The following is a 24,212-nucleotide window of genomic DNA, read 5'->3' as shown; positions in this document are numbered from 1 at the left end:
TAACATTAAATTCATATTGGAATTTCCAGGAAATTTGCAGGAAATTAGAAAAAATGTTCGGACTTGATTTAGGGATGACCATCCTGTTGTTTGGTTGCATATTGGCAGCCATGGCGTTTGAATTTATCAATGGATTTCACGATACGGCCAATGCAGTTGCAACGGTCATTTACACACGTTCGCTGAAACCCCGGGTAGCAGTAATCTGGTCCGGAATCTTCAATTTTCTAGGCGTTTATTTTGGTGGAATTGCGGTTGCAATTGGTATTATTAATCTGCTGCCCCTCGAAATTCTGCTCGACCAAAACATCAGTCATAATGTTGCGATGGTTGCTTCGCTAATTCTGACAGCCATCATCTGGAACCTTGGCACCTGGTATTTCGGTATTCCCTGCTCCAGCTCGCACACACTCATTGGAAGTATTTTCGGCGTTGGTCTTGCCTTTCTTTTCATTTCAGACTCAAGTGGTGCAGCGCTTAACTGGACAAAAGTTATTGAAGCATTCAGCGCACTTTTGATTTCACCGGTAATCGGCTTTGGGCTTACAATTCTTTTGATGCACATTTTAAAACGAACCATCCGAAAGAAAAAGTTTTTCAAACCTGCCGATCCGGAGAAAAAGCCGCCTTTTTGGGTGCGTTTACTGCTGATCGGGACATGCACCACCGTAAGTTATTCGCATGGCTCCAATGATGGACAGAAAGGAGTTGGATTGATTATGATTATTCTGATCAGCTTGCTGCCTGCACACTTCGCACTCGATATTTCGAAAAACCCATCCAATATGATCGGTAATGTAAATCACATTGAGTATTATATTGGCAAAACCGATACTACAAAAATCCTGGTGGCCGATCTGCCTGTATATACTACACTGACATCCTGTATTTCTGATCTTAAAGGGAATTTACTGATAGCACAGAATCCTGAACAATCAGACAAGCTCGACCGATTCAATGCAAGAAAAGACATTCTTACCATTAAGAAAAAAATGAATGAGTTTCTAAAAAGTCCTTCTGTCGTTAAGAACAATGCACTTGTGTTGAATCATAAAGAAAGCAAAATGCTGAAAAACGATATTAAGGAAATGGACTCTTACACGGAATATGCACCTTGGTGGGTGATTCTGATGGTTTCAATTTCACTTGGGCTCGGTACTATGATTGGCTGGAAACGTATTGTAACAACACTTGGTGAAAAAATCGGCAAAACGCAGATGAGTTATGCACAAGGCGCCAGCGCCCAAATAGTAGCAACCGCAACCATCATGTCTTCGTCAACCATTGGCTTGCCGGTAAGTACAACCCATGTGCTCTCATCCGGCATTGCAGGATCTATGGTGTATGAAGGCGGCTGGCACAATCTGCAAATGAAAACCATTTACAACATTCTGCTCACCTGGGTTATTACCATCCCGGTTACCATTGTCATGTCGGGCGGGCTGTTCCTGCTGATCCGGTCAATGTTGTAAGACCTTTCAGAAAATAATTATTCCGGTAAATCAATGTTCCCGGCTGGATCTTCATTCTCGCCAAACCAGACTACTGCATAATTCCCTTCGGCAGCCAATCCAATGGCTTTCCATTTCGAGTCTTTCCACATACCGAGGTTTATGATTACAGAATTATGCGGAGGACTCGATTTCCAGGCAGCAAGTGCATCTTCAGCCCTGAAAGAAGTATCTGTTGTCCAGAATGAGTTTTCGTAACCCCTGCCGATATACGAAGTCAGTTCCGATGGCTTACTCCACATCAACTCGGGGCCATTGCGCGCAGCATCGTAGCAAACCGGCTTCCATGGCCCATTTTCGCTCCAACTGTGCATACCACATTTTTTTGCAGGCGGGTAATTGTTCAAATCGCGGACATGACACTGAGCTACTTTTGTAAGCGATGATGAAACAGGAATACTTTTCAATCGCTTTTTTGATCGGTATTCCATAATCTGCCTGTACAATTCAATTTCCCGCTCATTCATGGCTCTCAGACTGGTGTCGGTCTGTGCATGTATAACCGGACTGACAATAAAAAGGGCAAGAAGAAGAAAAAATGTTCGCATGATTAACAAAAGGGTGTCAATGAATAGCGCGCCGCACTGCAAAAATATTGCCTGAAATGACTACTTTTGCAAAAAACAAACAAGGTGATATTTCCGTTTCTTCCAGACTACGATGAAAAGCTGAATGCCATTTGCGTTGAGGACGTTTTTTATTCCTACACTTCGTTTCGCAATCGAATCGATGCCATTGCATCTTTGCTTACTTCGCGTGGCTTGAAAAAAGCTGCTGTCGGTGTTGTGGCTTCGGATCATGCCGACACTTATGCCGCAGCCATGGCCATCTGGGCCACCGGAAATATTTATGTACCACTCAACCCCTACCACCCGTCCGACCGCATTGCGAGCATTGTTGAGCAGGCTGAAATAAAACTCATTCTGCACAGCACAGAAAAAGTGCAAGCCAATTCCGAATTCGTATGTACGTGCGATCTGAAAGAAAATATTTTTGACCATCCTGCATCGCCCGAAGACAATGACACGGCCTATATTCTTTTTACTTCCGGCAGTACAGGTCAGCCAAAAGGTGTTCCGGTTTCATACGGCAATGTGCGCTCTTTTCTGCGCAACCTCGAAACAATGAATTACCAACTTGGCCCGGGCAGCCGCTTTCTGCAGATGTTCGATCTCAGTTTCGACCTAAGCATTGTTTCCATTTTGTCACCGTTTATTTGCAGAGGAACTTTGTTTTCAGTTCCGAACAACAATATTAAGTATCCAACAATTTTCAGACTGCTCGAAGAATATGAAATCGAGTTTGCCATTCTCGTTCCCAGCGTGGTTGCTTATCTACGGCCATACTTCGATGAGATCATGCTCGAAAAAATGAAATACATGTGTCTCAGCGGCGAAGCGGTTCCGCACGGACTCACTCTTGAGTGGAAGAAATGCTGTCCAAATGCGGAATTTCAAAATCTGTACGGACCTACCGAAGCAACTATTTATTCCGTGTGGTATCGCATGCCGGAAAATGAAATTCCTTCGCGCAATGGCATTGTCAGTATCGGCTGGCCTACGCTCGACATTGATGCAGTGATTGTTGATGATGAGAATAAAATTGTGGCGGATGGCGAAAAAGGAGAACTGCTCCTCAACGGAGGTCAGGTAATTACGGGTTATCTGAAGAATGAAGAAAAAAACCGCGAAGCGTTTGTTGAAATAAATGGGAAGAATTTTTACCGCACCGGGGATATATGTATTCGTGAAAACGGCTTGTACTTTTATCTTGGACGTAAAGATTATCAGGTTAAAATCCGCGGCTTCCGTGTGGAATTGAGCGAAATAGAACATCATATTGCTTCGTTTTACGAAAATCGCAGAGTAGTTGCCATGGCCGCACACGATACTACAGGAAACGACGTTATTGTTGCAGCCATTGAAGGCAGCGAAGACGCGATACACGACTTGAACGATTATCTGAAAAGCAAAATGCCATTCTATATGATTCCTTCCGAATTCCGCTTCATAAGCAGCTTTCCGCTAAACAACAATGGCAAAATAAACCGCAGAGAAATTAATAATCTGGTACTTGGACATGACTGATCTCAACTACACCATACGCCGCGCGAAGGAAAGCGATTATCGTTTTCTGGCTGAAGCCATTCTGAAAGCAGATATCGGCTCAACCGGCACAAACACAAGTTATGCTGCCTTGTTCGGAATCAGCTACGAGCAGGCACGCGACGCTATTGAAGCCATGATGCCCGAAGAAGTGGAAGGATGCGAATTTTCGCCGTTTCACTTTCTTGTTGCAGAATATGAAGGGAAACCTGTGGCTTGTATTTCCGCATGGATTGAGGGCCTTGATGGTGTTTCATCATGGATGGTGCGTTCGGTGCTCATGCAGCAATACTATCCGAAAGGGGCACTGGAATTTGTGCAGAACCAAAAACACATCACCGACAAAATGATGGTGCATCGCACGGATGGAGATCTGCAGTTTGAATCTGCATTTGTCGCGGAAGAACACAGAGGCAAGGGACTAATTACAAAGCTCTTCAAAGCGCATGTTGCAAAATATCTATTGCAGCAGTATCCGGTCAGCAATGCCGAACTGATGACTTACATTGAGAACAAAACAGCCATTCACGCATACGAAAAAATGGGATTCACCATTACAGAACGTACTTATTGTGACGACCCGGACGTGCTGAAATACTTTCCCGGAGCCGGAATGCTGTTAATGAAAGTCGACATAATGAATTTAATGAAAGGATAATAATACTATGAACAACGAAGAAATCAATTCAAAGGTTCAGGAAATTTTCAGAGACGTGTTTCAGGCACCAGCTCTTGTTATCAACCCTGAAATGACAGCCAACGATGTTGACAAATGGGACAGCCTCACACATTTAACCATGATTGCAAAAGTGGAAGAGGCTTTTGGATTCCGTTTCAAGTTGAAAGAAATGGTGAAAATGAAAAACGTCGGCGATATGCTGACCATCATCAATGAAAAGCTGATCGCATAAAATGAAGAGATATCAGGTCTTTGCAATTATTGTGCTGACAGGCGTACTCCTGCTTGCAGCATCCTGTTTCTGGCCAAAAAGCGAGATTGTTGTAGGCAACAGGATTATTACTTTTATTCCAAAGGAAGAAATTCTGAATTTTAAAGTAAAGGACAATACACAAAATGTAGACAGTGTGATTGCGATGCTTGAATCGCGCGCCTACGGCGTGAACGAGGATGCTATAAAACGCATGAGCATTCTTGATGAATCAGTGTTTAATTCCAGCGATTTTTTCCTTAATCCTTCGGCTGCCGAAGGTGGCACTGCGCTGGAGAATTTTTTCAAATATCTGCAAAAAAGCGATTCTTCGCTCATTCGTATCGGCCATTATGGCGATTCGCAAATCGAGGGAGACCGCATCACAAGCCTGCTCCGGATCATGTTTCAGGACAAGTTTGGCGGCAGTGGAGTTGGTTATGTTCCAATCGACGATGTGACTTCGCCGGTTAGTTATACGCGAAGCACAAGCCCCAACTGGGTTCGCCACACTGTGTTTCATAATCGCTCTGCCAAAGGGTTGTATTGTGCCGGAGGAGCTGTGTTCCGTTATCGTTTTTCAACTCCGGAATGCACACGCGACAGCATCGGAGAAAACGGAGATACAACCAAAATAAAAATTCCAGCTTGTTCCTACGCAAATGCAACTGTATATCTGAAACTTTTCCGCGGCTACAGTGTTGCAAAATTATGGTATGGAAAAGCAACTGAAACAGCTGAGCTGAAAGTTTATAATTCAAAAACCAATGAACTTTTGGCCGAAGTTGTGCTTGATAGTCCCGATCCATTCAATGTTTTGAAGCTTCCGCTTAAATCGAATCCGGCAGCATTAAAATTCGTGTTCACCGGCCCCAGTCCTGAGATTTACGGACTGAGCTTTGATCCCGGTGCCGGAGTTCAATTTGACAATTATGGTCTACGCGGACATAGCGGCGACGGACTTATGACTATTCAAAACGATTTTTTGAAAGCACAATTCATAAAGCTAAATAACAAACTTGTAATACTCCAGTTTGGCGGAAACGTTACACCCTATGTGAAAAATGAAGCGTCGCTGAACAACATCAAAAACAGCTACGACCGGCTCTACGCGCATTTCCGCAAAGCCCTGCCCGATGCATCCGTGCTTGTAATTGGTGTGAACGATGTTGCACGCAGTGTTGGCGGAACCTATGCATCGTACCCGATGGTAAGCCGAATTCGTGATGTTCAGAAAGAAGTAGCGCTGAAAAACGGTTGTGCATTTTTCGATCTGTATCAGCTGATGGGTGGCGAAAACTCTGTGCTGGCCTGGAATAAAAAGGGCTGGGCATCGCGTGACGGACATTACAGCGACAAAGGACGTGAGATTGTTGTCAATGAACTTTTCCTCGCCATTATGGGCGAATACAATAAATATTTAATTCACGGAACAACTGCCGGTAAATGATGACAGGTAATTTCAAAATATTTGTGTTGATCACCGGACTTCTGTTCTTCGGCCTGAAAAGCCATGCTCAGAAGAATCCAACTGATACAAATTACCTGAAGCAAGCCGTCAAGTACAGCGAATTTTTCGATTTTTTACAGTACGATAAAAACATGCTTGAGTGGTATCAGATCGATGCCATAGCACCATTTTTCGAAAAGCTAAAAAAATCCAACAAGGAAAAAGTCGTCATTCTACATATTGGCGATTCTCACATTCAGAGCGACATTGGAACGGGTATCACCCGGGCAATGCTTCAGCAGATTTTTGGCTTCGGTGGACGCGGGATAGTTTTCCCTTATCAGGCAGCCGGCACCCATTCTGCGTTTGATTATTTTGCTCAGTCGCATGGAGTCTGGTCAGCATCGAAAAATGTAGAGCTAAAGCCAAAAATGAATATTGGCATCAGTGGCATCACGGTATTCACGACCGACTCAACCGCAGGATTCAAGCTGATTTTCAGAAAACACTACTACTCCATTCAGCCCGATTTTAAAAGGATTCGCATCTATTGCCACAAAGGAAAAGAAAGTTTCGATGCGAAAATAAAAGCCGGTGGCACCAACACGTGGGTTGATGCAGATTGCCATTCCGACAGCCTTCCGTATGTCGAGGTAATTCTGCCAAAAGCATCGGACACACTGACACTTGTTGTGAACAAAACATCGCCCGAACAAAAATATTTCGAGTGTTATGGTATCGAAATCCAGAGCGTGGCCAACTCCGGTATTCAATACATCAGCGTTGGGATCAACGGCGCAGGCTATCACAGTTTTTTCAATCAAAACCTTACTTCTACGCAGCTAAAGGCAGTGAAGCCCGATCTTGTGATTTTTGATTTGGGAATTAATGATTTTTTTCGCGGCACATTCAACTATCAATACATCATGAGCAGCATCAACAAATCGATCGCGCTTTTCCGCGAGTCGGCACCCAATGCTGTTTTCATGCTGCCAAATGCACAAGATATTTATTATCGCGGAAGAAATATTACCAACTGCAAAGATTACAGCATGCTCACCCGATTGCTTTCAAAAGAACAGAATGTTGTTCTTTATGATTATTACAATATATCCGGCGGGCCTCAATCCATGCTGAATTGGGCAAAGAACGGATTGTCGCAGCGCGACCGCTGCCATCTTAGTTACAAGGGCTACAAAGTGAAAGGCGAATTGTATTGCAATGCCCTGCTCAATTCATACATTGCTTACCTGTCGCGCTATCCCGATAGCCTGCTCGTTTTCAATGATCACATCGATACTACCAATTTTGGTAATTGGGTTATTAATAAATCCACCTATTACAACCGTCAGGAAGTTGCTGCGACTGACAAAATTGAGAATTACAAAAATCAGACAGGTGGAATAAAAACATCAGGTCAGGGAACAGGCCAGTACTATATTGTGCGATCCGGCGACAATCTAAGCACCATTGCAAAGCGTTATGGAGTAACGGTTTCTGATCTTCAAAAATGGAACAATCTTTCTTCCACCCGTATTAATGCAGGCCAGAAGCTGCTAGTGAGCAAAACAGCTGTAAAAAACACAACAACACAAAATACTACGGTGCAGAATACTTCTACGCAGCAAACAAGCAGCGGAAGTAAGAAAGTAGTGTATACCATAAAAAGTGGCGACAACCTCGGCTCGATTGCGGCGAAATACAAAGTGTCTGTTGACGATATTAAAAAATGGAATGGGCTGACATCAAGTAATATTGTTGCCGGGAAAACGCTGGTGATTTATACCGCAGGAACGGCCCAAAAAACGTCAACACAGACTACAACACAACAACAGACCACTCAGACTCAAAGCAACAAACTCGGCACTGTTCATATTGTGAAAAGCGGTGAGTCGCTCTGGTCAATCGCAAAAAAATACAATACGACCGTCGATAAAATCAAGAAGGATAACAAAATGACATCCGACAATCTGAATGTCGGACAAAAACTAAGCATCAAGTAGTATGAATTTTTCGTTTACCGACTTTCTGTATTCGCTTCAATATCTGCCCGGACAGCCGCTTATATTCCAGTCTGTCACATTCTTCATACTCTTCGCATTCTTCTATCTGCTGTATTCGCTATCGTTCAACAACCGCACTTTGCGGAACAGTGTCCTCCTGCTTTTCAGCTTATACTTCTATTACAAAATTAGCGGACTTTTTGTCGGAGTGATGATTCTGATGGCCACCATTGATTTTTTTATTGGAAAAGGCATACACAAATCAAAAAGTGATGCAAGTAAAAAATGGCTTCTGGTGCTGTCTGTAGCCATCAATGTTGGCGCCCTTTTATATTTCAAATACACCAATTTTCTGCTTGAAACATGGACGGGTTTTGTTCACCCGGGAACAGAGCCCCTGGTGCTGAAAATCGTTCAGCCACTCGGCATTTCCTACTTTGTTTTTAAATCGCTCACCTACATTTTCGATATCCACCGCGAAGTCATCGAAGAGCCCGAGCGCAACTGGTTCCGCTATGTGCTGTATGTTTCGTTTTTTCCAAATATTCTGGCCGGGCCCATTTCGAAGGCGCGCGATTTACTTCCTCAATTTATTTCAAAACCAATCATTGACAAAAACATCCTGAGCAAAGGACTGTTTTTAATCATGCTTGGACTAATCAAAAAAATTGTTTTCGCAGATTTTATTGCTGCAAATCTGGTGGATCGCGTTTTCGAAAGTCCGCAATATTTTACCGGGCTTGACGCGCTGATGGCCGCTTATGGAGGTTTGCTGCAACTCTATTTCGATTTTGCCGGCTACACCGACATGATGGTTGGATTTGGTTGCCTGATGGGATTTACCATTGAGCACAACTTCAACAAGCCGTTCATTGCAGGCAACATCACTGAATTCTGGCGCCGCTGGCACATCACATTATACAACTGGCTCAATGAATATTTGTATCAACCCATGGCCTTCGCGTGGCGCCGGGGTGGAAAATCGCTCATATTGCTGGCTGTGTTCATCACATTTTTTGTATCCGGCCTGTGGCATGGTGCAGCCCTTACCTTTGTGGTGTGGGGCCTTTTGCATGGAGCAGCCATCGCCTGGGATGTGATTAGCCAGAACACCAGATCAAAAATCCAAAAATGGATGCCAAAAAGCATTTATTCTTTCATCAGCATTTTTATCACTTTTCATTTTCTGGTTTTTACAGCCGTATTGCTTAAAGTTCCCAACTTAGCCAAAGCCGGCGAATTCTATAATTTTATTCTGACTGCAGATTTTGCCCTGTTTCCGCAATGGCTTGGTATTTATATGACCCCGTTCCTGTTGATGCTGGGCGGTTTGATTTTGCAATATCTGCCAATAAAAATGTACGCAGGAATCCTAGGTGGATTTACTAAAACCCACTGGTCGCTCAAAGCCGCAACCCTGGCCGTTCTTATAATATTACTCTATCAGCTTTACAGTCTCGACGCGATGCCGTTTATTTATATTCAGTTCTAGTCTGCAATATTTTCAAACAATAATGTATCTGGAATCCGGGAAATATTACCATATTTATAATCATGCAAACGGGTTTGAAAATATTTTTCGCAAAGGTGAAAATTTCTCGTTTTTCCTCGAGAAATACAAATTTCATTTATCAGCGTTTTTCGACACCTACGCATATTGCCTGATGCCGAACCACTTTCATTTTCTGGTTCGGGTAAAAAGCTGCGAAGAGATTGTTGCTGCGCTGGAAGAGATGCTTAAACCAACTTCAACTTCGCCAACTTCAACGAAGTTTGAAACTTCTTCGCCAACTTCAACGAAGTTTGAAACTTCGTTGAAGTTTATGGCGAAAGAGGAGTTGCCACCTTTCTTTAGCGCAGCAAAAACATCCCCAAGCTCCCGCTTCAATGCCTATAAAAAGACTTCTAGAAAACTCGAAGCTTTAAAAGACCTCAAAAGCTCAAACGGCTCGGCATCGGAAGTAGAAGCGTTTCTTCAAATATGGATCAGCCGCCAGCTCGGCGACTTGTTTTCGAGTTATACGCAGGCGTTCAATAAGCAAAACAAACGAATGGGCGGATTGTTTATTCATCCCTTTCAGCGAAAAGAAGTGTTGTCCGATGATTACTTGCGAACGCTTGTTGTGTATATTCACAACAACCCCGTTTATCATGGTTTTTTCCAACGACCGGAAGAGTGGATTTATTCTTCCTATAATGAAATAATTAATAACGAAAATTATTTTGTTGATTCAAATACTGTCATTCAATGGTTTTCGGATTTCGAAAATTTCGTCTTTTGCCACAATATAATTCCTGATATTGATTTTGATTATACGCTTGAATAGCAACTTTTGGACTTTTGTAGCGTCATTTCAAATAAATACTGGCCCGCTTTTCAAAAACAATTTGGCTTAGCACTGTTCATTTTGTTTCTTTGTCTCAAGATTAAAAGTCATGAAATATCTGCTTAATATTTCCCTGCTGTTTCTGCTGGCGACTCAAGCCATTGCGCAGACCGACACAAGCCATTCAGCAAGAATGCAATGGTTTTCCGATGCCAAACTTGGCATTTTTATTCATTGGGGAATTTATTCCACTGGTCGTGGCAGCGAGTCCTGGGAGTTTCACAACGGGCATATGAGTCACAAGGATTATATGGCTCAGATTAGTGAATTCACGGCAGAGAAATACGATCCGGCCGGATGGGTATCGCTGATCGAAAAAACCGGAGCCAGATACATAGTTATTACTTCGAAACATCATGACGGAGTATCGCTCTGGGACACAAAATTCAACGACCTGAGTACAAAAAAAAGTTCCCCGGCGAAGCGCGATGTGCTTACACCGTTTGTGAACGAAGTAAGAAAAACCGACTTAAAACTTGGCTTATATTATTCTCTGATTGACTGGACACATGAAGATTACCCCGGATTCCTGCGCGATTCGGGTCGTTACGAAATCAGTGCAGATCCAAAGCGATGGAAAAAATTCATTAAGTTCAACAACGGCCAGTTGAGTGAAATTCTTGAGCAATACAATCCCGACCTGGTCTGGTTTGACGGCGATTGGGAACACAGTGCCGAAGAATGGGATGCGGCCGGTATTCGTGAAAGAATTTTGAAAAATAATCCGAATGCAATCATCAATGGCCGTCTGCAGGGATTTGGCGATTATGCCACGCCCGAACAGCATTTTCCGGTAGTCCGTCCACAAAAGGAAAACTGGGAATTGTGTATGACCATGAATGATTCATGGGGCTATTACATCACAGATTCAGCCTATAAAACGCCTTATGAAATCATAAGTATTTTTGCCGATTGCATAAGTTTTGGGGGCAATCTATTACTCGACATTGGCCCGAAAGCCGATGGAACCATTCCTGAAGAACAGCTGTTTATTATGCAGGAACTCGGTCAATGGAATGCCAAACACAGCGAAGCGGTTTTCGAATCAGTTGCAGGAATGCCGCTCGGACATTTTTATGGACCAACCACCATTTCAAAAGACTCGACTGCCCTGTATTTGTTCCTGCAGGGAAATCAAAGTGGAAATGTGATTCTGAAAGGGTTGAACAACGATATTAAAAAAATTGAAGTGGTTGGATCCAACACTCCCGCAGATTTCAAAGTGGTTGGAAAGATCTCCTGGAGCAAGGTTCCGGGTATTGTTTACATTGATGTCCCAGAAGGAGTGCAGGACAAATACATGACCGTACTTAAAGTTACTCTTGATGGCAAATTGTCGCTTTACCGCGGTGAGGGCGGGCTGTAGAATAATGAACAAGGAACAAGGAAGGTTTAATGACGAAGTAATCCAAAGTTCTTAAAGTTTATAAAGTAGAAAGGCGCTTCAAATATTTCTGCCTTTACTTCGTCATTCCTTGTTCAGTGTTCATGATTCGATGTTTACTTCAACATTCCTTATTCAGTGTTCGATGTTCCATTGCATATTCAGTATTCATTACTTTTATATTAAGCAATTGTAACTTCGTATGCTCGTTCCGGTATTTTAATAACTTTGTCTGACAAATTGATTTACACAAATGAATCAGAACGAAAATATCCGAATACTGCTGGTGGACGACGAGAAGGACATTCTCGAGATCATGAGTTACAACCTGAAAAAGGAAGGTTATAATGTATTTACCGCCCGCGATGGCCAATCGGCAATCACCAAGGCGCTGGACATCGAACCTCAGCTGATTGTACTGGACATTATGATGCCGGGTATGGATGGAATCACGGCCTGTCAGGAAATGAGGAAACATGATACTCTGAAAAAATCAGTCATTATTTTCCTGACTGCGCGCAATGAAGATTTCGCACAGATCGCGGCTCTTGAATCTGGTGGCGACGACTTCATAAGCAAACCCATTACACCTAAAGTATTTCTGACAAAAGTCAAAACATATTTGCGTCGCTTTTCGACCGAAAGCAGTACTGGATCCTCAAGGGAACTTGAATTTGAAGGACTCACCATAAATTTCGAACGCTATATTGTTATTCGCGAAGGACAGGAAATATTGCTTCCACGCAAAGAATTCGAGTTGCTCGCATTGCTGGCCAGCAAACCCGGAAAAGTTTTTACGCGCGAAGAAATATTTTCCAAAGTCTGGGGAAATGATATTGTTGTCGGCGATCGAACCATTGATGTTCATATTCGTAAAATCCGCGAAAAAATCGGACTGAGCCTGATTCGTACGGTTAAAGGTGTTGGTTATACTTTTGAAATTAAAAAATGAAAATCGTTCCCGGAAATCCGCGACAATTATCGGTTTTTATTGCAGCTTTGCTTGCCGTTCTGGTGTTTGTCATCAGCATGGTTGTTATTGAATTTACTCTTGCCCCCTCCTGGATAGTGGCTACAACATTGGCTTTGGCAACATTCCTGGTGGTTTTTATTGCATTGCTGTACACACTCAATCGCTTTATATACGATAAAATCAGACTCATTTATAAATCAATCCGCAGCACAAAACTCGGAAGAAGCACAAGAAAACTGCAGATTGAAAAAGGCGATGTTATTGAAAATGTCAGTCGTGATGTTGAACAATGGACACGTGACAAAGCCAACGAAATTGAAATTCTGAAAAAAAACGAGGAATTCCGGCGCGAGTTCATCGGAAACGTCTCGCATGAACTCAAAACGCCCATTACAACCATTCAGGGCTATGTGCTGACCCTGCTCGACGGCGGCCTCCATGACAACGAAATCAACGTGAAATATCTGCAACGAGCTGCAAAAAACATCGACCGTCTGATTGCCATTGTGAATGATCTCGACGAAATTTCGAGGCTTGAAAGCGGCACCATGAAAATGAATTTTGAAAATTTCAATTTTTCAGCACTGGTGAAAGATGTGTTTGAATTCATGGAAATTAAAGCTGAAAAACGTCGCATCGTGCTCGATTATAAAAATCAGTCTGACTCGAAAATCATGGTGCACGCAGATCCTGACCGTATACGGCAGGTTCTCATCAACCTGATCGACAATTCGCTGAAATATGGAAACCGCTTTGGTTCGACGACCATCAGCGCCTTTGACATGGATGAATATTTTTTAATAGAAGTAGCGGATAGCGGAATTGGTATAGATCAGGCCGATCTGCCGCGGATTTTCGAGCGCTTCTACCGCACCGAAAAAAGTCGCAGCCGCAAATTGGGTGGAACCGGCCTTGGACTTGCCATCGTGAAACATATTATCGAAGCGCATCAGCAAGCCATACATGTGCGTTCAAAAATTGATGTCGGAACCACGTTTTCGTTCACGCTTGCCAAAGCCAATAAATGATTGCTCGCATAGAATGCTGAGTTGTTGAGAACATGACGCAAAGAAAGTTAATAAAGAGTACAGGTCGCGCGCCGTGCAGCTATACGGTGCTTTAATCTCAATACTTTATTTCGACCTGATTAATATTATTTCGGTAACAATTTCTTAATCTTTAAGCTGTATTTTTGCGCAAAATTGAAGCGAAAATGAAGAAATCATTAGCAATATTCAGTGTTATTATTGTAATATTTTCGACACTGAAACTGTCGGCACAAGACACTTCAAAAACAAAACAAGCTTTTATTAAAAACACTGAAATATCCGGACAGTGGTTTATTTCCGGCAATTATGATGATCAGGATTCATTGTATCAGATAGAACTTAAACGTGGGTATTTCACCATTGAAAGTCACTTGACCGAAAGTCTGACGGCACGCTACACACAGGATATAACGCTCGATACAGAAGGTGATGATGCGGGTAATGTCGAGATGCGTCTAAAATACCTGTATCTTCAGCAAAAAATTAATTTCCTGCCCAAATTTCAGAAAGGATCAATTTCCGTAGGAATGGTCCCCCGTCCATGGATTGAATTTGAACAAAAGATTAACGCCTATCGGGTGATGGGCCCCATGTTTCTTGAAAAAACAAATGTGCTTAGTTCAGCTGATTTTGGATTTATCTATGAAGGATTGATTGGGGGCGAGATTGATAAACAATATCAGAAAGAAGTAAATGCAGCTTATCCTGGAAAATATGGCAGTTTTTCGTTTGGATTATACAATGGAGGTGGCTATCATGATGTTGAGCGCAACAACAATAAAACGTTTGAAGCACGTCTGACACTGCGCCCACTGCCTGCTTTTATGCCCGGGCTGCAGTTCGGGTATGCCTATGCCAACGGAAAAGCAAACATTGCAAATAATGACGCAGACTTTATTATGAATGTTCTGTATCTCTCCTCCGAAAGCAAATATCATGTGCTCATGGCTCAGTATTATAGCGGTGTTGGCGATTATGCCGGGACTTATGTTGATACACTGTTTCAATCCAACAAAAATTCAGGATATGCTTTTTTTGGAGAATTTAAAATCCCGCAAACAAAATTCTCCATTGTTGGCCGCTACGACAAATTTGAATCTGAAAACGACATTTCTCTAACCCGCATCAATACGGGAATTGCTTATCGTTTTCTAAAAAACAAACTGGTACTGGGAGCTGAATACTGGGATAAGAACGGCGATATCAGACGCATGTATGAGCTTGCGTTGGAAATCAGATTTTAGCATTGCACTCAAATAATAAACGCATTCACGCCGAATTACGCTCCTGTAAAGCCTTTCAACCAGCTCGGGCATAGTATATTGTAAATATATTTATTGAGGTTGTCTCAAAATTAAAAAACGTTACGATATTCCATCGTCCGCCTGCTGGCGGATATGGAATCGTCGTAACAGCTACAAAAACAACGATTCCATATCCTTTCGCTCCTGCGTCGCTTTACGACGATGGAATATTATTTTTGTAGAAACTGCTTGTTCCAAGACAGCCTCAGCAGTATTAAACAAAAGACTAAACCCAGCTCGGGAACATCGAATAGTTACGTCATTCCGCCAAACAGACTTCCCTGGCTTCTAAAAAGTCAGTAGCTATAAATAATTCACATTCACTTCCGGAATCAGTGGCATGTAGTTGAGTCTGCGCAACAGCTGAATCAGCGCAATAACGTCTTTCTGGCAATATTGCATAATGCGGATCAGATCATCCTCTTCGTAATAAACCCGCGCAACATCGGCACCATTGATATCATCCTTCGGCGTTGGAATGTCGAACAATTCAGTGAGCAAATCGAGTGAAGTGAAGTTCTTATAATCGCCAAATTTCCAAAGCTCCATAGTGTCGATATGCGCAATTTCCCATGGTTTTTTTCCCTGAATATTCAACATTTCCGGAATGCGGATTCCGTTGATCATCATTCGTCGGCAAATCCACGGGAAGTCGAATTCTTTTCCGTTGTGCGCACACAGAAGCCGCACCCCGCGCGATGGCAGATCGCGAAGATAATCAGCAAATTCATTCAGCAAAACGACCTCATCGTGTCCGTAGAAGCTTTTTAAATGAGCCTTCCCACCATTGACGACACCGGTTGATATACAGATGATTTTTCCAAATTCAGCAAAAATGCCGGCTTTTCCATACAATGATTCCGGGGTGTCATTCTCGGCACGTTTCATACTTTCGGCCTTTTTGTCCCAGAGATGCTTCATGCGCTCATTCAACGCGCTGTACGACTTGCTCCCGGGAACAGTTTCAATGTCAAGAAACAAAATATGTGAAAAATAATCTTCCATAACAAGTATATTTAGTTTTTTCGTGCTAAATTTATAAACAAATTCCGACAATGAGATTTAATTGGATTATTTTCTTTTTAATTGTTGCAGTAGCTGTTTCTTCGTGCCGCGAAGAGACCTACGAGCCGCCTTTCATACAGATGTACTCTCCTTCTGAAAACAGCGCTGCGACAACCGGCGACACGCTTCAGGTCTCAGGGTCCATATCTTCCGCCGTTCCAATTACGTACGTGAAAATTGTTTTGCTTACAACCGCATATGTTCAGGCTTGTCCAGCTGTGACCATCAATCCGGGCACTGAAAACTATTCAATAAATACTGAATATATTATTTCGAACACCTCTTTGCTATCTGGCACTCATTACCTGTATATCGAGGCTGGCAACGGATACAGCGCATCCACCAAATTTATTCGACTTACAGTAACCGGAATACCAAAAGAAAGCCGGTCTCTCGTTGTATTCTGCCATGAAAAGGCCAATGACAATGTGAAAATATATAAAGTTGACAGTTTACTGAATTATTCACTTTTCAAACAATTGCCCGACGACTTTCAGGAAGGTGCCGTCAATAGCCAGAATCAACTGATTTATTCCATGGGTCAATACAAAGGAAATCTATATTTTCTCGATGCTGCCAACGGCTCCGTTGTTGATCAGGTCAACGCACTCAATAATCCTCCTTTTCCCTATTTTGAGTCATTGTATTGGGGTAATAATTTGCTGATTGTAGGGTATTACGACGGGCGAATTGAAGGATATTTTGGAAATGGGAATCTTAAATTTGTTTACACTTTTGACAACTACAGGCTGCATCAAGTCAGCTACGACGGCATATATCTTTTATCGGTTCTTGAATATTTTAATGGCAGCATGTTTTTCACAGGGGCTATTTACGAGTATTCAGGATTGTTGAAAGATATGGTGTACGGTACTTACAAAGTCCAGAATCTTTTTCGTGTTTCAGGCAACGACGTTGTTCTGTTTTGCAATGAAGGAACACAGCCAAGCGTGCGCACCCTAAACACATATTCGATGGTTATAACACACCTGAAAAATCTCCCGGCTGGAGAAATCTATGGTGTTTCTCAAATCGACTATGACAGACATCTCATCAGTCACAGCGATGGTCTTTTTGTTTATTCCTTCGACGATAATACTTATGCTGAAATCGGCAATGCAACAACGTTTGGAGATGTTGTGTATGACGAAACGGATGACGTTCTTTACCTTTCATCCGGAAAAAACATCAATGCTTATTCATATCCAACCGGTTCATTAATCGGAACGGTTGCACTTCCAGACTCTATAAAAGACATCAAAATACTTTATAACCGATGAATAAGAAAACGCTTATTGTAACTGAAGATGGCTCCCACACATTGTTTCTGCCAGAGATAAATGAACATTACCATTCTATTCACGGAGCTGTAGCCGAAAGCAAACATGTGTTCATCGAAGCCGGTTTAAAACCAAAAATAAATAATATTACATCCATCAATATTCTCGAAGTCGGACTGGGAACCGGACTGAATGCAGCGCTGACATTGCTTGAAGCAGAAAACAATAAAAAGATCGTGCGTTATTTTGCTGCAGAACCAAATCCAATAAGCGCTGACAATATCGCAAAACTCAATTACGCCGATATAGCCGGAGGCGATCGCATGAAAGAAGCACTAAGAGCCATACATGAGGCAGACAGAGAAAGAAAAGTACTTATTGGTGACTATTTTGTTTTTCATTATCACGAAAATAAAATTCAGCAAATTGAATTTGAAAATAATTTTTTTGATGTTGTATATTTCGACGCCTTCTCTCCCGGCGTTCAACCTGAGATGTGGACCGCAGACGTTTTTGAAAAAATATTTGCAGCTATGAAACCGGGAGGAATTCTTGTCACGTATGTCGCAAAAGGCGAAGTGCGCCGAACCATGAAAGCGTGCGGCTTCGCAATTGAAAAACTACCAGGCTTCGCCGGAAAAAGAGAGATGACGAGGGCGGTGAAAAATGATTGATCGCAAAAAAACCAGAAACACAATAGGCCAAATCTGCTTTTCATAAAAAAACCGATTCTTTTCAGGGAACCGGCTTTGAGCTTTTTGAGTTTTTGTTATTCAATAACAAACACAGCATGTTGGTTTTTCTCTCCGCTGAGCATGATATAATACTTTCCTGCTGCAAAACCCGACACATCAATTGTTTTATTTCCTGCCTCAACTGTTTTTGTCAGAATCAAAGTTCCGGCAGCTGACCAGACATTCAGAACACTTGAGCTTTCAACCGGAATGGTCAGGAAGTCTGTTGCAGGATTGGGAAATACAGCAATGGCCATTTTTTCGTAATCTGAAAAACTTGCCGTTGAAACAAACTCAACGGTAACGACAACGTTATCGCTTAGTCCGGATATTGAATAATTTTCAGTAGTATTTCCACTCACTATCGAAGCATTGTTTATCCACTCTTTAACAATATATAAGGAATCGGGAAGAGCAGCGAAATCAACCGTTTCTCCTGCATTAACAATGTCGCCTGAATTTATCGGAAGGCCATTCACTGTTGCTGACAGCGTACCATGGCCGTTTACAACGCTGAACGCCACACTATATGATGTTGTTGAATTTATGGGAATAGCCATTCCGCAAACCTCGGCGCTGTCCAGATTTCCAAGACTGGCCGAAACAGTTCCTGTGAGTGTATCCACGGCAAAAAGTCCGCTTGATCCCCCGCCCATATATCCTGCTATATACAACGTGTTGCTGTTGAAATCGTATTCCATATCCTGTGCAAAGGATATTAAAATCCCAAGCCCTGTGCCTACAGCAGTAGCAGCACCTGTTGTTTTGTCCAGCAAATACAAGATGTCATCATTCATATTTACCGTATATAATTTACCTGAGGGAGAACAGGCGAGATTTATATAAGTCGGAGAGGTAAGATTGGATTCACCAATTAATGTCAATGCGCCGCTAGTAATGTCAATGCTGTACAATCCGGTTGAAGAAACTCCGTACAGTATATTCGACACAGTATCATAAGCCAATCCATTCAACACTACTCCCATATTCCCTATTGTTGTCATGGCACCACTGGCAGTGTCGATAGTTAACAGTGTCATTGCACCGTAATCGGCACCGTACCATTTACCATTTGCCCATGTAGCAGCGTAAATGGGTGTTGCCGATGAGTCAATCAGATAAATGTTGTTGGGATCACTCAGATAAAAATACGAAGGTCCTGTTGGCACATTGGAATATCCTCCAAATGGGAAACAAAATATTTTTTCAGTTGACGATTTTGTTTTCGGATCAGCCTTTGCTGAAGCAAATTTTTTAACCTTATTTACTGACTGTTCTACGGTGCTGATTTGCGAAAACAACAGCGTCGCAGTAAAAAAGAAAAGCAAAAAAGCAGAAATTAGTGTTTTCATTTTGTTCAATTTGTTTGGCAAATATACTAATAAATATCTTAACCGAAATATATTGCAAACAAACAGCATCTATTTACTGACCGAAACAATGTAAACAATGATATGTCTGATTGAAATATATATTGTTTTCAAGCTTCATGATCAGCAAAAATGTTAGAGAACAGCGCTCTTTTGTGAAGAGAGCAAAAGCGCAACGATCACTGCTCGCTGCTCACGACTGGAGAAGAGACTTCTGTCTGCGTTAGCAGATCATGCTATTCTTTCTTCGGCACTATGTATCTTTCACCGCTGTTCATCATCATCAGGCGCAGCCAGTCTTCGCCATAGCCGGGATGAGTAATTTTTTTCGGAATGCCTTTATTGTTGCCGTTGTCAAGCAATTTATGATCGGCTGATTCCTTCACATTGCCATCCATGTATTTCATGAACAGATAGTAAAAAAATGCACGCCAATCCTGAACAAGCTTGTTACCGATCGTGCAACTGTATTCGGTCAGATATTTACGGGCAACTTCCGGATCGCTCTTCAGAAGCTCGTTTGCAGCTGCATCGATGTCGGTGGTTTTTGCAAAATATCCATTTTCAATTTCTTTCTGATAGGCCTCAATCTCCGGGTGAATCAGGTCGTAGCGCGTGTAACACCAATTGGTGACGAGATTAAAAATCCAGAACGCGCTGTTGTCATTCCACTCAATCATAGATCCAGTGCCGAATGCATAAGAGGATGGGATTTCTGAAATGCTTGCATACATGGGCGCATACACACAACCATCGGCATCATCAACACCGAACCAATAAATTCCACCAACGATATCATCAAGCCAGGAGCGGCTCTGGGCCACAAAACTGTAACCCGTTTGCTGCGTTGCAATCGCACGTTCGTGCACATATTCAATGCTGTCGATTTCAAAAGTCATAGGACGCCAGCGATAGGGACAATGCCAGGGGCCGGCACCAATTCCATCGCGCATGTCGAGGGGAGTACCTTCGAAATGATCGCGCATGGTAGCCATTACCAATTGTATATCGATCAATTCGTCAGGCTTCACCCAGAGCGGAAGCCGATTGGAACAAAACAGATTTGGATTATCGCATCCACTAACCATTTTACAACCATATTCAAGATTTCCGCAAGAGTAATTCATAAATGCAGGGTTATCGCGGATGTCTTTGTTTACCTTGCGGAAGAAAGCCCAGACGCGTGCATCGCAAAATCGTGAACCATCAAAAGTAATCGGATTGTAGACATCTGAAAAGCTGAAAGCCGCATCCGATCCTTTGTAAAAATCATGCTTTTTTGCAAATGAAATAACATCGGGACTGTGATACACTTCCTGTTTCAGATTATTCCAATCATTTTTCTTTTGAAATGGGAAAGTGGTGATACGTGCCTGATTGGCGTGCGCCGAAACATACCCGTCTGGAATGCGCATGGCAACCCATACAGCGCCTTTTTCGAAGCTTCCTTTGCCGATAATTTCCATAATCCATGCTTCGTTTTTATCACTGATCGAAAACGACTCGCCATTGCTGGCGTAGCCATATTTTTCAACAAGTTCGGCAATGATCATAATGGCTTCGCGGGCGGTTTTGGCGCGCTGCAGTGCGAGCTTCATCAACGAGCCGTAATCGGGCAAGGCGCCGGGTTGCGACTGTAATTGTTCGAGTCCACCGAAGGTTGTTTCACCCATGGCCACCTGATGTTCATTCATGAGACCAATCACATTGTAAGTGTGTGCGACTTCAGGAATCTGTCCAAGCAACTTTCCGTTTTCGTAATGAATGAGATCGACCATAGCGCCCGGTTTGTGATCAGCTGCCGGATAATGAAATAAATATCCGTAGCGACGGTGCGAATCAGCGGCATAGGTAATCATCACCGAGCCGTCTTTCGATGCGCCTTTGGTTATAATCAGGTTTGTGCAGGCAAACGCCGGAACGATGCTGAGAAACAGCAGGAAAAATGCGATACGAAGCATAAAGAACAAATTATGCGCTAAATTAATATTTTCTTGCGAAAGGACGTCGCTGTGCGAGGTTTAAACTTCGCACAGCGGAGCAGAGCCGCGCAGCGGAATATAAACCTTGTCAACCATCTCCTGATACTCTTTCGCCGCCTCGCTGAAGCAGGTGATTCCACCGCCGCTTTTGCATATCATGCCGTCAGCGGTATTTTCAAAAAAGCGGATCATGACCGCGCTTTCAAGGATCTTTCCATCGAAAATCCCGAAGACACCAGTGAAATATCCGCGCTCAAATCCTTCTGCTTCGCGAATGATGTCGCAGGTTTTTTCTTTCGGCGCTCCGGTGATACTACCCGCCGGAAGCAGCTTAAATACAATGTCTCCGAGATGTTGCAGATAATCACCGGGCAAATCGCCACAGATTTCAGAACTCATTTGCAGCAACGTTTTATAATTGGTGGACAATTTTTCGATGTATCGAAACCGGTGCACTGTGACGTTTTCAGCAACCATACTCAGATCATTCCGAATCAGATCGACAATCGTATTGTGCTCTGCTGTTTCTTTTTGATCATTAAGCAAAATTTGTTCGGCATTTTCGATTCCCGCATCAATGGTGCCTTTCATGGGGTATGAAAATATTTTTGCGTCAGATATTTTTACAAATGGCTCTGGTGAAAAAACAACAAACTGATTTTTGAAATACAATTTAAACTTAGCACTGCCAACGCAATAAAGCTGTTGCAATGACAGATTGGTGTTAACCTGTGTGGGCTGTGTGAGATTGGCGAGATAGGAATTTCCGTGCTGAATATTCCGAAAAACAATGTCGAATTTTTTCTGATATTCGCTGAAAGAAACAGGCGTTTTGGAAAATTCAATTTTATCCGGAATTTCTACAACAGCATTTTCGTTGGATTTTCCCTGCAAATTGTACATGATTTCAGACGAATCTATTTCCGCCAATGGAACTACGAGACAATCCGATAGGGCGTAATCCAGCACAAACAGAAATGGAATGCCTTTCTGCCCCAGTCTATTCATGCTATTTTGCGCGTCTTCCTTTTTCATTGTACTTTTGCAAAAGTAAATAATTCCCGGCTTTGAAAATCCTACTCATCGACAATCACGATTCATTCACTTTTAATCTGGTGCATTTGCTGCAGACTTTCAGCAATATACAAGTGCATGTCGTGCCGGTGGATAAACTGAATAACACTGATATTACAACTTATCGTAAAATCATGATTTCGCCGGGACCGGGACTGCCTTCAGATAGGCCATTACTGCGAGATGTCATTTTGAATTATTCAACCAGTGCATCGATTCTGGGCGTTTGTCTCGGACATCAGTCTATCGCTTGTGCGTTTGGCGCAGAGCTTTTTCAGGTAACACCTGTCAGCCACGGAATCACAGCTAAAGTAAAAATATTGAATGGTTCATGTACTTTATTGAAAGGGCTGAACGACGGATTTGATGCGGGATTATACCACTCCTGGGCTGTGTCAGAAAACAATTTTCCTGCAGATCTTGAGATAACGGCCATATCGGAAAAAGGAATTATCATGGCACTTCAACATCGTCAATTCGATATTCATGGAGTGCAGTTTCATCCGGAATCCATCATGACACCACAAGGGAAAAAAATTATTGAAAACTGGCTACTCAGGTAATTAGCAAATGTGAAGCGTTTACTACTCTTTAAAATTCAACGCACGGTCAATGTGATCAAACAAGGGCCTGGCTGCAAGAAATGTTTTATATACTTCATCCTGAAAATTTTTCTGCAACGCCTGTTTATCAGTGAAAGACCGCAGCACCAAAAACTGCTTGTAGCGCAGCCATTCAATGGCCGGATGATCCGGTGAAAAGCCTTTGGGCGCGCGTTGCAATTTATCACCTGTAATTTCGCCGAAATATTTTTTAAAGTCGGGCTTCTTTACAATTTTATCTAACTCTTTTGTGCTGTAGGCCATGTCGTCGCGAATGAGCTTTAGCTGCGCGGGATCTGGCATATAAATGCCTCCGCCAGCAAAAATATTTCCCGGCTCGAAATGAATATAAAACTCACAATTTCTATCTTCGGGTGCGCGAAAAATCATGGCGCCAAGGAAGGTGCGGTACGGTGTTTTGTCGGGCGAAAAGCGCATGTCGCGGTAAATGCGGCCTACACCGCGCGGCGGGTTGGCAAGAATACGGTTATCTGTTAACTTCATTTGCTCAATAAGCTCTGCGAGCCATTTCCCAATGTTTTCGCGAGCTGCTACATAGCGATGCTTCTGCGGCGCAAACCATTCGCGGTTGTTGTTGTCTTTTACTTCGCGAAGAAATTGCAATGTATCCGGTGCTATAGCTGTCATGACTGTTGTGTTGGATTGTAAAAATACAAAACATATTTCTACATTTTCTTGAAGCTGTTAAATATCAATTGTATCAGACGTTACGCGTTACAGACGTTACAAAGTGACAGGGTGACAATCGTTACAGACGGCTACATAGCGCGGTCCCTACAACGATCGGGATGAAATCCGTGCTATGTGTTTCACTGTCACGGATGACATATCCGCGCCAGTGAAGAGCCGCATGCCCGGAGTTTATCCCGCCGCCTTCTTCGATACATTTGAAGCTTGTTAATATTTCAAGGTCTTCACTTCAAACACTCAGAATGACAGCGGTGAGCGTGCATTGAGCCGTAAACCGCATGCCTTATGCTGCATGCCGC

General features: G+C 42.7%; 21 protein-coding genes. 15 read left to right on the top strand and 6 right to left on the bottom strand.

Features of this window, described 5'->3' with window-relative positions; genetic code table 11:
- The first annotated feature begins 53 nt into the window (after positions 1-53).
- A complete protein-coding gene (locus A2W93_10615; protein OFY52970.1) occupies positions 54-1,472 on the top strand; it encodes a nuclease PIN in 1,419 nt (472 codons plus the stop codon).
- 17 nt (positions 1,473-1,489) lie between these two features.
- Here the strand turns inward: A2W93_10615 and A2W93_10610 are convergent, their stop codons facing one another.
- Positions 1,490-2,059 carry a hypothetical protein gene (locus A2W93_10610; GenBank protein ID OFY53006.1) on the bottom strand — a complete coding sequence of 190 codons (570 nt, stop codon included), beginning with the start codon at positions 2,057-2,059 and terminating at the stop codon, positions 1,490-1,492.
- A 66-nt stretch (positions 2,060-2,125) separates the two neighbouring features.
- Between A2W93_10610 and A2W93_10605 the strand changes: the two genes are divergently transcribed.
- From A2W93_10605 to A2W93_10555, 11 genes are all read left to right on the top strand, one after another.
- Positions 2,126-3,598 (top strand): hypothetical protein, encoded by a 1,473-nt coding sequence (locus tag A2W93_10605; GenBank protein OFY52969.1) that lies wholly within the window; start codon positions 2,126-2,128, stop codon positions 3,596-3,598.
- Positions 3,591-4,274: a hypothetical protein gene (locus A2W93_10600; GenBank protein OFY52968.1), complete on the top strand. Its 684-nt coding sequence runs from the start codon at positions 3,591-3,593 to the stop codon at positions 4,272-4,274. The genes A2W93_10605 and A2W93_10600 overlap by 8 nt, the downstream gene beginning before the upstream one ends.
- A gap of 7 nt (positions 4,275-4,281) precedes the next feature.
- Positions 4,282-4,527, top strand: coding sequence for an acyl carrier protein (locus A2W93_10595; GenBank protein ID OFY52967.1), 246 nt, complete (start codon positions 4,282-4,284; stop codon positions 4,525-4,527).
- Between the two features lies 1 nt (position 4,528).
- Positions 4,529-5,995, top strand: coding sequence for a hypothetical protein (locus tag A2W93_10590; protein OFY52966.1), 1,467 nt, complete (start codon positions 4,529-4,531; stop codon positions 5,993-5,995).
- Positions 5,992-7,998 carry a hypothetical protein gene (locus A2W93_10585; protein ID OFY52965.1) on the top strand — a complete coding sequence of 669 codons (2,007 nt, stop codon included), beginning with the start codon at positions 5,992-5,994 and terminating at the stop codon, positions 7,996-7,998. The genes A2W93_10590 and A2W93_10585 overlap by 4 nt, the downstream gene beginning before the upstream one ends.
- A 1-nt stretch (position 7,999) precedes the next feature.
- Positions 8,000-9,490 (top strand): hypothetical protein, encoded by a 1,491-nt coding sequence (locus A2W93_10580; GenBank protein ID OFY52964.1) that lies wholly within the window; start codon positions 8,000-8,002, stop codon positions 9,488-9,490.
- A 22-nt stretch (positions 9,491-9,512) separates the two neighbouring features.
- A complete protein-coding gene (locus tag A2W93_10575; GenBank protein OFY52963.1) occupies positions 9,513-10,325 on the top strand; it encodes a hypothetical protein in 813 nt (270 codons plus the stop codon).
- A gap of 109 nt (positions 10,326-10,434) precedes the next feature.
- Entirely contained in the window at positions 10,435-11,751 is a 1,317-nt protein-coding gene (locus A2W93_10570; GenBank protein OFY52962.1) for an alpha-L-fucosidase, read from the top strand.
- 271 nt (positions 11,752-12,022) lie between these two features.
- Positions 12,023-12,721, top strand: a complete 699-nt coding sequence (locus tag A2W93_10565; protein OFY52961.1) for a DNA-binding response regulator — start codon at positions 12,023-12,025, stop codon at positions 12,719-12,721.
- Positions 12,718-13,770, top strand: coding sequence for a hypothetical protein (locus A2W93_10560; GenBank protein OFY52960.1), 1,053 nt, complete (start codon positions 12,718-12,720; stop codon positions 13,768-13,770). Before A2W93_10565 ends, A2W93_10560 begins: the two co-directional genes overlap by 4 nt.
- Before the next feature lie 185 nt (positions 13,771-13,955).
- Positions 13,956-15,035, top strand: a complete 1,080-nt coding sequence (locus A2W93_10555; protein OFY52959.1) for a hypothetical protein — start codon at positions 13,956-13,958, stop codon at positions 15,033-15,035.
- A 363-nt stretch (positions 15,036-15,398) separates the two neighbouring features.
- Here A2W93_10555 and A2W93_10550 read toward each other — a convergent pair whose 3' ends face one another.
- Positions 15,399-16,100 (bottom strand): 3'-5' exonuclease, encoded by a 702-nt coding sequence (locus A2W93_10550; GenBank protein OFY52958.1) that lies wholly within the window; start codon positions 16,098-16,100, stop codon positions 15,399-15,401.
- 50 nt (positions 16,101-16,150) lie between these two features.
- Between A2W93_10550 and A2W93_10545 the strand changes: the two genes are divergently transcribed.
- Both A2W93_10545 and A2W93_10540 read left to right on the top strand, forming a co-directional pair.
- Positions 16,151-17,440 carry a hypothetical protein gene (locus A2W93_10545; protein ID OFY52957.1) on the top strand — a complete coding sequence of 430 codons (1,290 nt, stop codon included), beginning with the start codon at positions 16,151-16,153 and terminating at the stop codon, positions 17,438-17,440.
- Positions 17,437-18,114: a hypothetical protein gene (locus tag A2W93_10540; protein ID OFY52956.1), complete on the top strand. Its 678-nt coding sequence runs from the start codon at positions 17,437-17,439 to the stop codon at positions 18,112-18,114. Before A2W93_10545 ends, A2W93_10540 begins: the two co-directional genes overlap by 4 nt.
- Positions 18,115-18,209: 95 nt before the next feature.
- Here the strand turns inward: A2W93_10540 and A2W93_10535 are convergent, their stop codons facing one another.
- The 3 genes from A2W93_10535 to A2W93_10525 form a co-directional block, all read right to left on the bottom strand.
- Positions 18,210-19,547, bottom strand: a complete 1,338-nt coding sequence (locus A2W93_10535; protein OFY52955.1) for a hypothetical protein — start codon at positions 19,545-19,547, stop codon at positions 18,210-18,212.
- 233 nt (positions 19,548-19,780) lie between these two features.
- On the bottom strand, positions 19,781-21,505 hold the full coding sequence (locus tag A2W93_10530; protein ID OFY52954.1) for a hypothetical protein: 1,725 nt from the start codon (positions 21,503-21,505) through the stop codon (positions 19,781-19,783).
- Positions 21,506-21,565: 60 nt separating this feature from the next.
- Positions 21,566-22,561, bottom strand: a complete 996-nt coding sequence (locus tag A2W93_10525) for an aminodeoxychorismate synthase component I (GenBank protein OFY52953.1) — start codon at positions 22,559-22,561, stop codon at positions 21,566-21,568.
- Between the two features lie 32 nt (positions 22,562-22,593).
- Between A2W93_10525 and A2W93_10520 the strand changes: the two genes are divergently transcribed.
- A complete protein-coding gene (locus tag A2W93_10520; protein ID OFY52952.1) occupies positions 22,594-23,163 on the top strand; it encodes an aminodeoxychorismate/anthranilate synthase component II in 570 nt (189 codons plus the stop codon).
- Between the two features lie 21 nt (positions 23,164-23,184).
- Here A2W93_10520 and A2W93_10515 read toward each other — a convergent pair whose 3' ends face one another.
- Complete coding sequence (locus A2W93_10515) at positions 23,185-23,850, bottom strand: hypothetical protein (GenBank protein ID OFY52951.1); 666 nt, start codon at positions 23,848-23,850, stop codon at positions 23,185-23,187.
- Positions 23,851-24,212: the final 362 nt, after the last annotated feature.

The organism is Bacteroidetes bacterium GWF2_43_63 (assembly GCA_001769275.1).
GTDB lineage: Bacteria > Bacteroidota > Bacteroidia > Bacteroidales > DTU049 > GWF2-43-63.
Note: the sequence above shows the minus strand (reverse complement) of the source record. Positions and strands in the feature narration are given on the sequence as shown.